We start from the raw sequence: 12,765 nt of genomic DNA on the forward strand, positions 1-12,765 counted from the left end.
TATGAAGACATCTCATTTGATTTATCCGGTACGCGTCACAGATTAAAAGAACAAGACGGGCCAGAGGAAACCTACGGCTAGACCAAGTAACAGACCAACAAAGACCTGGAACTCGGTATGTCCCACCAATTCGTTGAGCAACGGCGTTTCATGACGGATTCCTTTGAAGTAATCATTCAGCAGTTTGGCTTGAAGACCAACGGCCTGACGGACTCCGGTCGCATCATACATGATGATGACGGCGAAAATCGTAGCGAGCGCAAACAGCGATGAGCCGAAGCCTTCTTGAAAACCAATCACGACAGCCAGTGCGACGACAGTCGAACTATGTGAACTAGGCATGCCGCCTGAGGCAAACATAATTTCAAGATCAAATTTCTTTGTCTTAATTAAACCGGTGACGAGTTTTGCGGCTTGGGCGATGAACCAAGCGGTGATTGCTGCAAAAAGCGGGTTGTTCCATTCCATATTCATTCCTCCACATGATGACGATATGTAACTGTTTCCCCAATTTTGTTGTTTCAACACGGGAAACTACTGGAAGAACGTGTACGACCTTAAAGATTATGTAAAGAAACGACAGAAAGATTTGTGGTTTAGTAGTGAAAGTCGTTAAGATGAAGACAGAAGAAGTGGATTCCACGGAATTCCTCATTCAAAGATGAAATGCGCTGAGGAGGCCAACTGTCTTGAAAGATAAAATAATCGTTGTTGATGATGAACTCTCAATTGCTACCCTTTTAAAATTTAATTTAGAGCAAGCTGGTTTTATCGTCGAGACTGCTCATGACGGTTTGACAGGTTTGAAGTTAGCCGAGAAACAAGATGCAGCATTGATCGTACTGGATCTCATGTTGCCGGAACTTGATGGACTAGAGGTCTGTAAACGATTGCGCCAACAAAAAATCAATACACCGATTTTGATGCTGACCGCAAAAGACGATGAGTTTGACAAAGTGCTCGGACTGGAGCTCGGTGCGGATGATTATTTGACAAAGCCGTTCAGTCCCCGTGAAGTCGTGGCACGTGTCAAAGCGATTTTACGCCGGATGAATCAGCAGACCGTCACGGAAGAGGTGACGGATGGGACGATTCTCATCGGAGATGTCAAAATCGTACCGGATAACTATGAGGCGTTTAAAGCGGACGAACGACTGGAGTTGACACCAAAGGAATTTGAATTGTTGGTGTATCTCGCAAAAAATAAGGGACGTGTGCTGACACGGGATCAATTGTTGTCTGCCATCTGGAATTATGACTTTGTCGGGGATACACGTATCGTCGATGTCCATATCAGTCATGTCCGCGAAAAGATTGAGCCGAATACAAAAAAACCGATTTACATTAAAACAATCCGCGGGCTTGGGTATAAGATGGAGGAGCCGAAAGCGGAATGAGTAGATACCGCAAACGATTTATTTTAAAAATGCTGTCCTTTATCAGTTTGGTCTTGGTCGCCTTAGGATTTTTGCTGGGTCAGTCTTTTAAAGAATTTTATGTCAATAATGAAAAAGAAAAGCTGACAGACGAGACGGTTCTTGTTGAGACGATTTTACGTGACCGGACGGTTCCGGAAATGGCCGCGTATGTAGACAAGTTGTATGCAGAATCGAGTTTCGACATGATTTTATTTAATGGACGTGGTGAAATCATTGCCGGAACACCGGTTGATGTGACGAAGCTGAATGTCCGTACAATCAACTTTTCAGCGATTCCGAAAGAAGGGACGTTTGAATCAAAAGTTGGTGAGACGAGTCTTCAGTACACAAAGCCGGTTCCGACAGCAGATGGTGGAGAAGTCTATATCAGTTTTATCCGGTATACAAAGGATTTGAATTTAATTTATTCACGAATTTGGACGGTCATCATCTTATCGTTACTCGCGTCTTTATCGGTCATCTTCTTTTCCGTCTACCGGGCGACCAAACGTTTTCTCCGTCCGATTTCGGAAGCGACTGAAGTGTTGTATGAACTCTCTCACGGGAATTATAAATCTCGCGTGTATGAATTGACATCTCCAGACGAATCGCGTGACCTTGGAAAATCAATCAATCTACTGGCCCGAAACTTAGAAAATGCTTCTTCCGGAGAGGCGATGCAACGGGCGAGGCTTGAGTCATTGATTGAATACATGGGTGCCGGTCTGATGCTGATTGACGAAAAAGGATATGTGTTGCTTGTCAATCGAACGTACCGAGAAATGTTTAATATCCAAGAGAAGTCAAACGGGAAGCTGTATTACCGTGTCTTACCAAATGAGAAGATGAGCCAAGTCATCGAAGACGTCTATTTGACAGAAAAACCGAATCGAAAACAGTCGAGTGTCCGGTTCGGACTAAACAGTCGGACCTTTATGGTCAGTGCGGCGCCGATTTTCAGTAAAGATGGTCGGGTTCAAGGGACGACTGTCGTCTTTAACGATATTACGGAAATCAAGAAACTCGAACAGATGCGCAAAGACTTTGTGGCGAATGTGAGTCATGAGCTGAAGACGCCGTTGACCTCCATCAAAGGGTTCGCTGAGACTCTTCTTGACGGGGCGCAGGACGTACCGGAAATCCGGGAGCAGTTTTTGAATATCATCCACGATGAATCAGAGCGGATGCAGACGCTCGTCGAAGACTTACTTGAATTATCCCGTCTTGAACAAGATAACTATCAACTCGAGACAACGATTGTTGATGTCACGAGTTTGCTTCGGGAAACAGCGACATTATTACAACGAAAAGCAGAAGAAAAACAGATGCAGATTCATCTGGAGACAGAGGAAGAAGTATTCATCCGTGCAGATTTGAACCGATTAAAGCAAGTCGTCGTCAATTTGGTCGCTAATGCTTTAAATTACACACCGAGTGGCGGGAACGTCTGGATCAGTCTCGAGGATGGAGAAGAAGCTGTGATGCTCCGTATCAAAGATGATGGAATCGGGATCCATCCAAAAGAAATGCAACGGATTTTCGAACGGTTTTACCGGATCGATAAAGCTCGGAGTCGTAATTCAGGTGGAACAGGTCTTGGCCTCGCCATCGTCAAACATATTATCGATCTCCACCATGGAACGATTGAGGTGGATTCTGAAGAAAATCAAGGGACGACCTTTACGATACGTTTACCAAAAAAGGGATAAGGGTTCACACTCGCTTTACAGAGGAATCGTATAGTAAAGATACCTTCTTCATCATCTGTGTCCCGACTGGTTCAGCTCCCATGTCGGGAGACACCGAGACGATTGGCTCTACGGCCGGTCGTCTTTTTTGGCGTCTTTTTAGCGAACAAATGTGTGCAGAGTGATACAATAGGAACAGAATATCTTTCAAAGGGGCGTCGATGATGGAAAATAAACTTTTATTGATTGATGGAAACTCGCTTACGTATCGTGCTTTTTTTGCTTTACCGCCAATGACGGATGCACAAGGACGGAATACGAATGCGGCATACGGATTTACGATGATGTTGCTGAAACTGCTCGAAGAGGAACAGCCAACTCACATGCTCGTCGCGTTTGATGCTTCAAGCGAAACGTTCCGGCATGACGTCTATCAGGAATACAAAGGCAGCCGGGAAAAAACACCGTCTGAACTTCGGGAACAGTTTCCGATCGTTCGCGACATCTGTGAGGCGCTCGGGATTCAGATGATGGAACTTCACCGGTATGAAGCCGACGATTTGATCGGTACACTGGCGCAGACGATGCCGGCGGATCGGATCCGGATCGTGACGGGGGATAAGGATTTACTTCAACTCGTGACGGATCAAGTTGAAGTGCTGATCACAAAACGTGGGATCACGGACGTTCTCTGCATGACGGAAGAATTATTTGCCGAGACATATGGCGGATTGAAACCGATGCAGATGATTGATCTGAAAGGATTGATGGGCGATAAATCCGATAACATTCCAGGTGTTCCGGGAATCGGTGAAAAAACGGCCATCAAATTGATTTCTGCCTACGGTTCGGTCGAAGGACTGTATGAACATGTCGAGGATTTAAAAGGAAAACAAAAAGAAAAAGTCATTGCCAATGAAGAATTGGCCCGTTTGTCGAAGGAACTCGCGACGATTAAGCTCGACGTCCCGCTTGATGTCACGCTTGATGATTTACAGATTAGTGATGTGGATACGCAAGTACCGTATTCGTTATTCCAGTCGCTTGGCTTTAAATCCTTGACGAATCGATTTGCTCCGGTCGTCGAGGAAGCGGATAAAGAACAGTTGAACGTTCAAACGATTACTTCGCTTCCGGCGGATGTAACCGACGCAGTTCTCGTCGTCGAACAGTTACGGGAAGATTATATGGAAGAAGACATCATTGGATTCGGCATCGCGACACCCGATCAGATTTATGTCGCTTCAGCGGAACTTGTCAATGATCCGGCATTTCGTGCCTGGATCGAGTCGGATCATCAAAAGATCTGTCTCGATGCGAAACAAGTTGCTTTTGCCTTACGGAAACATGATCTAAAACTAACCGCTTTTGACGATTTGCTGCTCGCTGGTTATTTGCTGAACTTAAGCGGCGGGACGACCCTCGCCTCGATTGCCGGACACTACATGCTGATGGCTCCTAATGAAGAAGCTGTCTTAGGAAAAGGAGCGAAACGTCTCGCACCGGCAGATGAGGTATTGCACCCGTATCTGGCAGAAAAAGCCCGGATGATTGAACTGTTATTCCCGAAAGTCGAAGAAGAACTGAAAGCGAATCAACAATTTGAGTTATACGAAACACTGGAACGTCCATTATCAGGTGTGCTGGCTGAAATGGAATGGACAGGTATTCGGGTGGACGTCGCAACTTTACAAGAGATGCAGACCGATCTGGCAGGGCGATTACATGACTTGGAGCAATTGATTTATGGTGAAGTCGGCGAGTCGTTTAACATCAACTCCCCAAAACAATTAGGTGTCATTTTGTTTGAAAAGTTGGAACTGCCGGCCTTCAAAAAGACGAAGACCGGTTACTCAACGGCGGCTGACGTACTGGAAAAACTGCGACCGCTGCACCCGGTCATCGACCACATCATGTTGTACCGTGAATTGCAAAAACTCCAATCGACATATGTTGAAGGGTTGCAGAAGGTCATCAAAGAAGACGGAAAGATTCATACCCGTTTTGCTCAAACGATCGCTCAAACGGGACGACTCAGTTCAGTCAATCCCAATCTGCAAAACATTCCGGTCCGGATCGAAGAAGGACGGAAAATAAGAAAAGCTTTTGTTCCGAGTGAAGAAGGCTGGTCACTGTACGCTGCCGACTATTCACAGATTGAGTTGCGGGTCATGGCTCATATGTCAGAAGATAAGACGCTCGTGCAAGCCTTTTTGGATGATGCGGATATTCATACGCAGACAGCCAGTAGTGTCTTTGGTGTCGCACCGAACGACGTGACGGGAAACATGCGGCGTCAAGCGAAGGCCGTCAACTTCGGCATCATTTACGGAATCAGTGATTACGGTCTGTCTCAGAACTTAAATATTTCGCGAAAAGAAGCACAAGACTTTATTGATCGTTATTTTGAGCTGTTCCCACAAATTAAGTTGTTCATGGATGCAGCGATCGAGAAAGCACGGATGAACGGATTTGTCGAAACACTGATGAACCGTCGCCGGAACATTCCTGATATTAACTCCAAAAACTTTAATTTACGCGGTTTTGCGGAACGGACAGCGATCAATACGCCAATCCAAGGTTCGGCAGCTGACATCATTAAAAAAGCGATGTTGGATGTCCATGCAGCACTGGAAGCATCACCACTGCAAGCTCGTCTGTTACTGCAAGTGCACGATGAATTGATTTTTGAAGCTCCGGATGAAGAACTCGATGCGTTAAAAGCATTGGTTAAACAAGCGATGGAGCAAACGGTTCACTTGTCTGTACCATTACGCGTCGATGGAGATGCCGGTCATTCGTGGTACGAAACAAAATAAGAAGTTGTCAGAGGAGGAAACAAGTTGCCTGAATTACCTGAAGTCGAGACCGTCAGACGAAGCTTGGAACGGACGGTCTCCGGAAAAACGATTTCTTCTGTCAAAGTGTTCCACCCGAAGATGATTCGAGGAATGGAAGTAGCGCCGTTCGTTGATGCATTGAAGCAAGAGCGAATCGAACAGGTGGAACGCCGGGGGAAATTTTTATTATTCGCATTTGAACGGTTTTATCTTGTCAGTCATTTACGGATGGAGGGTAAATATTTCCCTTATCCACAGGCGATTGAAAAAGATAAGCATACGCACGTGATTTTTCGTTTTACAGATGGATCAGAACTGCATTACAACGACGTCCGGAAATTCGGTACGATGGAGTTGCGGGAGAAAGAGACAGCCATGTCGGTTCCACCGCTGGCCCAACTTGAACGGGAACCGTTTGATCCGACATTTACAGCAGAAGTATTAGCTGAAAACTTGATTCGGAAAAAACGAAGTCCAATCAAAACCGCCTTGCTTGATCAATCCATCTTTTTAGGTCTAGGAAATATTTATGTTGATGAAACACTGTTCGCGGCTCGTGTTCATCCGTTGACAAAAGCAGGAGCTTTGACACTTGATGACATTTCAAGGATTCATGTCGCCGGCGTCGATGTACTCGGAAAAGCCGTCGAGAGCGGTGGGAGCACGATCCGCAGTTATGTGTCTCCGACCGGAAAGGGAGAGTTTCAATTGCAGTTAGCCGTATACGGGCAAACCGGAGCCCCGTGTCCACGTTGTGGAACGGCGATTGAAAAAATTAAAGTCGGAGGACGAGGGACGCACTTCTGTCCAAACTGTCAACAGGTGGCTTTATGAGAATCGGATTGACAGGTGGAATCGCAAGCGGGAAAAGTACGGTATCAGCGTATTTGCAGCGACGAGGGATTCCGGTCATCGATGCCGACCTTGTCGCCCGTCAAGTCGTGGAACCGGGCGGACGGGCTTTTGAAGAGGTTAAAGCAGTATTTCCGACGGCATTTGTAGACGGACTGCTTGTCCGCTCAAAATTGGGAGATATCATTTTTCACGATAATGAAAAGCGGTTAATATTGAATGAATTGATGCATCCGAAAATTCGCCAGCAGATGTTGGAACTGGCCGCTCAATATGAACAAGCGGGACATTCCGTCATTGTATTGGATATTCCGTTACTGTTGGAGGGTGATTGGAAACGGCTTGTCGATCAAGTCGTTGTCGTTTATTGTAACGCTTCTTTGCAAAAAGAACGGTTGATGGAACGGAATCAACTGACAGCAGAAGAGGCGCAGGCAAGAATCGATTCACAACTCGACATCGAACAGAAAAAACGTTTGGCAGACCATGTCTTATGGAACGAAGGAACGCGTGAAGCGTTATATCAACAAATTGATACGTGGTTAAAATCCGTACAGGACAATTGAAGAAATCCCTGACATGTCATTGATTTTTTAATTAAAAAAGGGTTTTTAAAATCCAAGTGGGAGAAAGTTACCAACTTCTCTCACTTTTTTTACGTTACATAATGAAATCGCTTACATTTCGTGATATAGTTCTATCTGTAAACGGAGCATTATCCGTCACATTGAAGGGGGATCCGCAAATGGGAGTCAAGGTGGCAGTTAACGGTTTTGGTCGAATTGGTAGAATGGTATTCCGGCGTTTGATTGCTGAAGGAAAAAGTGAGGTCGTCGCAATTAATGCGAGCTATCCAGTGGAGACATTGGCACATCTCATCAAGTACGATACGGTTCATGGAAAATTTGCTTATCCAGTCGACATCATTGACGGGGCATTGATGGTAAATGGACGGCAAATTCAAATCGTCAGCGAACGCGATCCGGAACAGTTGCCGTGGGGACAACTGGGCATTGACATCGTCGTTGAAGCGACAGGGAAATTCAATTCAAAAACGGGTGCTGAGAAGCATTTGACAGCCGGTGCAAAGAAAGTTGTCATTACAGCTCCGGCAAAAGGGGATTTACGAACGATCGTCATGGGGGTTAACGACGAGATGTATGATCATGAGACTGATGCGGTTGTCTCGAACGCTTCGTGCACGACGAACTGTCTCGCACCTGTCGTTCAAGTCATTGACCGGGCATTTGGGATTGAATCGGGTCTTGTGACGACGATTCATGCCTTTACGAATGATCAAAACAATATCGACAATCCGCATAAAGATTTACGACGGGCGCGTGCCTGCGGATCATCCATCATCCCGACTTCAACGGGAGCAGCTAAAGCGATTTCACTCGTCTTGCCGCATTTGGAAGGGAAATTGAACGGACTTGCGTTACGCGTTCCGACACCGAACGTCTCGCTTGTTGATCTGGTCGTTGAAGTCAGCCGCGATACGACGGTCGCCGAAGTCAATGAAGCATTCGTTAAAGCCGCAGACGGGGCACTGGACGGTATACTCGGTCTGACGATGGAACCGCTCGTCTCGATTGATTTTAACGGAGAAGAAAAATCAACAGTTGTCGATGGTCTATCGACGATGGTGATGGGCGGACGGCAGGTAAAAGTTCTTGCCTGGTACGATAATGAGTGGGGGTACTCATGTCGTGTCGTTGATCTCGTCCATTTAGTTGGCGCGCACATTGAGGCAAGTGGAAACGAACAAAAACAATTGGAGTTAAAATAAAATAGTCTCAAAGAATCGCTCTACATCAACCGGTAGAGCGTTTTCTGTAAGAAAATATAATAAAATTTGAAATTTATCCTTGTGTATCTTTTTGATACTCGCTATAATTCAAATCGTGAACTTCAATCGGTCTGGCAATCGCAGCTTAAAGGGTTAGGACCTCTCTGGACTAACTTTCCCCCGTGGGTGCGAACGACTCAGGCGCAAAGTAAGTGATCAACTACTTTGAAGACCATTGAATGTAGGGGGGATCCACAAATGGATACTATGGGAAGACACATTATTGCAGAACTTTGGGATTGTAATCCTGAAAAATTGAACGACATGGAATTTGTAGAACGACTTTTTGTTGATGCAGCACTTCAAGCAGGTGCGGAAGTACGCGAAGTCGCATTCCATAAGTTTGCTCCACACGGCGTCAGTGGCGTCGTCATTATTTCTGAATCGCATTTAACGATTCACAGTTTCCCAGAGCATGGTTATGCATCAGTTGATGTATTTACATGTGGCGATCGAATCGATCCAGCCATCGCAGCGCATTACATCGCTGACGGACTCGATGCGAAAATCCGTGAAAATGTCGAAATTCCACGCGGTATGGGACCTGTTGAAGTTCCGGCTGCTACGGTTCAGCACGTTAACTGACAAAAACACGAATGAACAAGCTCTCGTCTTATGGCGAGGGCTTTTTAATATGTCTGACGTCTGTTATTCTTAATAGTAGAAGAAAACAGAAAAAGGTGATGACGGAATGGGACTGAAAGAACGATTACAAAAACAAATGGAAACGTCGGACACACATAAAAACGAAAAATTACGGACCCATTATTATGCGGCAACGGTGGATATGTTGTTTACCGGACTGGAAGCGACAATCACCCGTCAACAAGGAACCGTCAAACGAATTGATCAAGGACGCGGGGAGCTTGCGTTTAGTGCGTCTGGTGTAGATGGACTTGCGACCGTCATCATGGTCGGTTCCGGACGAACGGCAGTCGATTTGTTTTTGCACCGGGATGGTCTGCTTGGTCCGGATTTAGAAAAGTGGATTGAGTCGATTTATCAAGATTTGGATGCAGCCTATCGTTTAAAAATGATCGGAACACGAGAAATTACGTGAATGGAGGTACGACATGCGCTGTCCAGCCTGTAACTATAATGGGACAAAAGTATTAGATTCGAGACCTGTTCAAGATTTCGGCTCGATTCGAAGACGGCGGGAATGTGAATCATGTGGTTACCGTTTCACGACATTTGAGATGGTCGAACAAACGCCGTTGATTATTGTGAAGAAAGACGGAACCCGTGACGAATTCAATCGTGATAAGATTCTGCGCGGACTGGTCCGGGCATGCGAAAAACGTCCGATTTCCATTGAACAGTTGGAAACAGTCGTCAGCCGGGTCGAGAAAACGTTACGTGCGACCGCACAACACGAGATTCCAAGCGAACAAGTGGGACGTCTTGTGTTAAATGAGCTGGCTTCGGTAGATGAAGTGGCATACGTCCGATTTGCCAGCGTGTATAAACAATTTAAGGACATCAATGTCTTTTTCCAAGAGTTGTCTGAATTGATGGAACGTCATCAAGAGACGGAACGGGAAAATTTAACCTAATGATGGAGAGGTCGTCTGACTGTTCAGAGCGCCCTCTCTTTTTCTCACGAAAGAAGGGACGAAGCAAATGATGGAACGTGAATTGTCAGGGACCGATCTCTGCTTGATCATGAGTAACGGCGTCGTCGACCGGGAAGCCTACCAGTCCCTGTATTATTTATATCAACCGATTATCGGTGTGAAAGCACTCGGATTATATCAAACATTTTGGAGTGAGATGATTCCCGGTAAAACAAAATCACAGTATATTTCGCATGCGGAACTCGGTACACTGCTCGGATTTTCAGTCGATGAATTCAAAGAGGAACTGTTTAAGCTCGAGGGAATCGGTTTGATTCGGACGTTTGAAGCGAAACAGGCGGCTTACCGGTATGTCTATCAAATCCGTGTCCCGCTAGCGCCGAATACGTTCTTAAATGACGGTGTCTTATCAAGTCTGTTGTTTTACCGCGTCGGTGAAATTCGCTTTCGGGCTCTTCAAAATCGTTTCCGGACTGACCCGTTGCCGAAAAATGTGGTGGACCGGACAGTCCGGTTTGATCAGGTATTTGACGTCAAAGCGGGTTTAGCATCCGCACATCAACCAAAATCTTATGCGAAACAAGAGCGGGCAGCATACGAATTTGATTATTCATTTGATCTTGAAGAAATGAAACGACAGACGGATCGATTTTTACCACGCAGTTTTTATACGAAATCGATTGATCATCTTCTGTTGAAACTCGCTTATGTCACACAATCAAATGAAGCGCTTATGGCAGAACTTTTGAATGCCCGTTTCCGCCATGAAGCGTACCTGCCGATGACCGACAGTGAAAAACAGGAACGATGCAAACAAATGATGTTGTCCGCGAAACAAAAACTGAGCCGAGAAAAGAAAGCTAAGGTCGCTGTGCTCGAAGAAGTGGAAGTCGGGGAACTCAGTGAAACGGAGACGATGGAAGGAACCCATCCGAAACATTACGTGGCGAAACTCAGAAAAGTCAAAGCGTTATCGGAACGCGATGAAGAACTGATCCAACAGTTGATCATTGATTACGAGATGTCGTCTGGAATCGTGAATGCTGCTTACTATTATGCCTTGGTCGTCAAAAAGGACAACCGGTTCAGCAAAAACTTCCTATTGTCGATTGTCGATGACTGGAAACAAAAAGGGTACATCACGGCAGCCGAAGCATTGGCGAAAACGAAAGAGCAAGATGAGTTGATTTCTAAAAAGCAAGATCAAAAACAAGAGCGGTCGCGTCAGACCGTCGGAGGTCGAAGAGGACGCTCCAATACGACGGGACCGAATCCGAAGTGGCTGCAAGAAGAAAAAGAAAAACAGCAACAGTATGAAGCGACAAAAAAAGCCAGTTTTGAAGCAGAAGTACCGGATGATGAAGAAATGGAACGGATTCTACGGGAACTCAAGGGCAAATAAAGGAGTAATGAGATGGAACACATCCAAACATCGATTGAAAAGATTTTAAACCGCCCGGACGTGGCGGAATCGGTTCGAGCCATTCATCAACGGGTGTTGTCCCACCCGGGGGTCATCATGTTTTTACGGACTCACCCGGAAATTGATCAACGGACAATCGAGCGCGGCATGTTGAAGCTGAATGAGTATGCGGAACAAATGCACGGAAATCAAATCATTGAAAAGAAGGCCGTCATCGAAGGGTACCAACCGGTTCTTCATTTAGAAAAAGGACAAATCATGGTCGCCTATGAAAAAACACAGGCCTTGAAGGATTTAGAAAATGAGCGGGCACTTGAAAAGAAGTTCAAAAGCCTGTTTTTGCCGGATGAAGTCCGGGATGCCAACTTCGGTGATTTTGATTTAACGACGACGGATCGTAAGCTTGCGTTGCGCGCAGCCTCACAATTTTTAAACGCGGCTCGTTCGAAACAGCAAACGAAGGGGTTGTATTTGCACGGCAGTTTTGGCGTCGGTAAAACGTATCTGCTCGCGGCAATCGGCAACGCGTTAAAAAAAGAACGGATTGCGACAATTTTGGTCCATGCCCCCGGTTTTGTCTCGGAAGCGAAACGCCGGATCCGGTCGGATAGTTTCGATACGTTTTTAGAAAGTTTTCAGACGGTGCCCGTTCTGTTGATTGACGATATCGGAGCAGAGTCGATCAGCCCATGGGTCCGGGATGAATTATTCGGTATCATTTTGCAATATCGGATGATGCATCGTTTACCGACCTTGTTCAGTTCAAACCTGTCGTATGATGAATTGGAGTTGCACTTTGGGATTACGAACGACCAAGGGGATAAACTGAAAGCAATGCGACTGATGGAACGAATCCGGACGACGACGAATCCAGTCGAATTTTTAGGGGAAAACCGCCGTCGGTATTAATTTCTCTTGTCAAAGAAGTTTGCTTTTCGCTATACTGAAGACATAATCTGTATAAAAGTCAGCTACGATTGAGGATATGAAAAATGAAACGGACCAAACAAGCGAGAGAAGGACGGTGAAAGCTTCTCATGGAATCCATCATTTCTTTACTCCCTCATAGCTCAAACGGGGACAATCCGTTTGCGAGTCACGTCCGTTAACGCGTGTTC

The 12,765-nt window shown here is 45.8% G+C and carries 12 protein-coding genes; 11 read left to right on the forward strand and 1 reads right to left on the reverse strand.

What is annotated here, in order from left to right; genetic code table 11:
- Positions 1 to 42: 42 nt before the first annotated feature.
- Positions 43 to 474, reverse strand: a complete 432-nt coding sequence (locus ACHA8N_RS12025; RefSeq protein ID WP_369877521.1) for a divergent PAP2 family protein — start codon at positions 472 to 474, stop codon at positions 43 to 45.
- Between the two features lie 215 nt (positions 475 to 689).
- Here ACHA8N_RS12025 and ACHA8N_RS12030 point away from each other — a divergent pair, with 215 nt between their 5' ends.
- The 11 genes from ACHA8N_RS12030 (at position 690) to dnaI (ending at position 12,556) form a co-directional block, all read left to right on the forward strand.
- The gene (locus ACHA8N_RS12030) at positions 690 to 1,397 is read left to right on the forward strand and encodes a response regulator (protein WP_147510621.1); all 708 of its coding nucleotides are present in this window, start codon (positions 690 to 692) and stop codon (positions 1,395 to 1,397) included.
- The gene (pnpS, locus tag ACHA8N_RS12035; protein ID WP_147510622.1) at positions 1,394 to 3,127 is read left to right on the forward strand and encodes a two-component system histidine kinase PnpS; all 1,734 of its coding nucleotides are present in this window, start codon (positions 1,394 to 1,396) and stop codon (positions 3,125 to 3,127) included. The genes ACHA8N_RS12030 and pnpS overlap by 4 nt, the downstream gene beginning before the upstream one ends.
- 200 nt (positions 3,128 to 3,327) lie before the next feature.
- On the forward strand, positions 3,328 to 5,925 hold the full coding sequence (polA, locus tag ACHA8N_RS12040; protein ID WP_393965883.1) for a DNA polymerase I: 2,598 nt from the start codon (positions 3,328 to 3,330) through the stop codon (positions 5,923 to 5,925).
- A gap of 24 nt (positions 5,926 to 5,949) precedes the next feature.
- Positions 5,950 to 6,780, forward strand: a complete 831-nt coding sequence (gene mutM / locus ACHA8N_RS12045; RefSeq protein ID WP_147510624.1) for a DNA-formamidopyrimidine glycosylase — start codon at positions 5,950 to 5,952, stop codon at positions 6,778 to 6,780.
- Positions 6,777 to 7,364 (forward strand): dephospho-CoA kinase, encoded by a 588-nt coding sequence (gene coaE, locus ACHA8N_RS12050; RefSeq protein ID WP_147510625.1) that lies wholly within the window; start codon positions 6,777 to 6,779, stop codon positions 7,362 to 7,364. Before mutM ends, coaE begins: the two co-directional genes overlap by 4 nt.
- A gap of 179 nt (positions 7,365 to 7,543) precedes the next feature.
- Entirely contained in the window at positions 7,544 to 8,587 is a 1,044-nt protein-coding gene (locus ACHA8N_RS12055) for a glyceraldehyde-3-phosphate dehydrogenase (protein WP_147510626.1), read from the forward strand.
- A 258-nt stretch (positions 8,588 to 8,845) separates the two neighbouring features.
- A complete protein-coding gene (gene speD / locus ACHA8N_RS12060) occupies positions 8,846 to 9,232 on the forward strand; it encodes an adenosylmethionine decarboxylase (RefSeq protein ID WP_026827753.1) in 387 nt (128 codons plus the stop codon).
- 106 nt (positions 9,233 to 9,338) lie between these two features.
- The gene (locus ACHA8N_RS12065; RefSeq protein WP_147510627.1) at positions 9,339 to 9,707 is read left to right on the forward strand and encodes a hypothetical protein; all 369 of its coding nucleotides are present in this window, start codon (positions 9,339 to 9,341) and stop codon (positions 9,705 to 9,707) included.
- A 13-nt stretch (positions 9,708 to 9,720) separates the two neighbouring features.
- Positions 9,721 to 10,203, forward strand: a complete 483-nt coding sequence (nrdR, locus tag ACHA8N_RS12070; protein ID WP_147510628.1) for a transcriptional regulator NrdR — start codon at positions 9,721 to 9,723, stop codon at positions 10,201 to 10,203.
- Positions 10,204 to 10,273: 70 nt separating this feature from the next.
- A complete protein-coding gene (locus tag ACHA8N_RS12075) occupies positions 10,274 to 11,626 on the forward strand; it encodes a replication initiation and membrane attachment family protein (RefSeq protein ID WP_393965884.1) in 1,353 nt (450 codons plus the stop codon).
- Between the two features lie 12 nt (positions 11,627 to 11,638).
- Positions 11,639 to 12,556 (forward strand): primosomal protein DnaI, encoded by a 918-nt coding sequence (dnaI, locus tag ACHA8N_RS12080; RefSeq protein WP_147510630.1) that lies wholly within the window; start codon positions 11,639 to 11,641, stop codon positions 12,554 to 12,556.
- The last annotated feature ends 209 nt before the right edge of the window (positions 12,557 to 12,765 follow it).

The organism is Exiguobacterium sp. S22-S28 (genome assembly GCF_043359615.1).
In the GTDB taxonomy this organism is placed as follows: Bacteria; Bacillota; Bacilli; order Exiguobacteriales; family Exiguobacteriaceae; genus Exiguobacterium_A.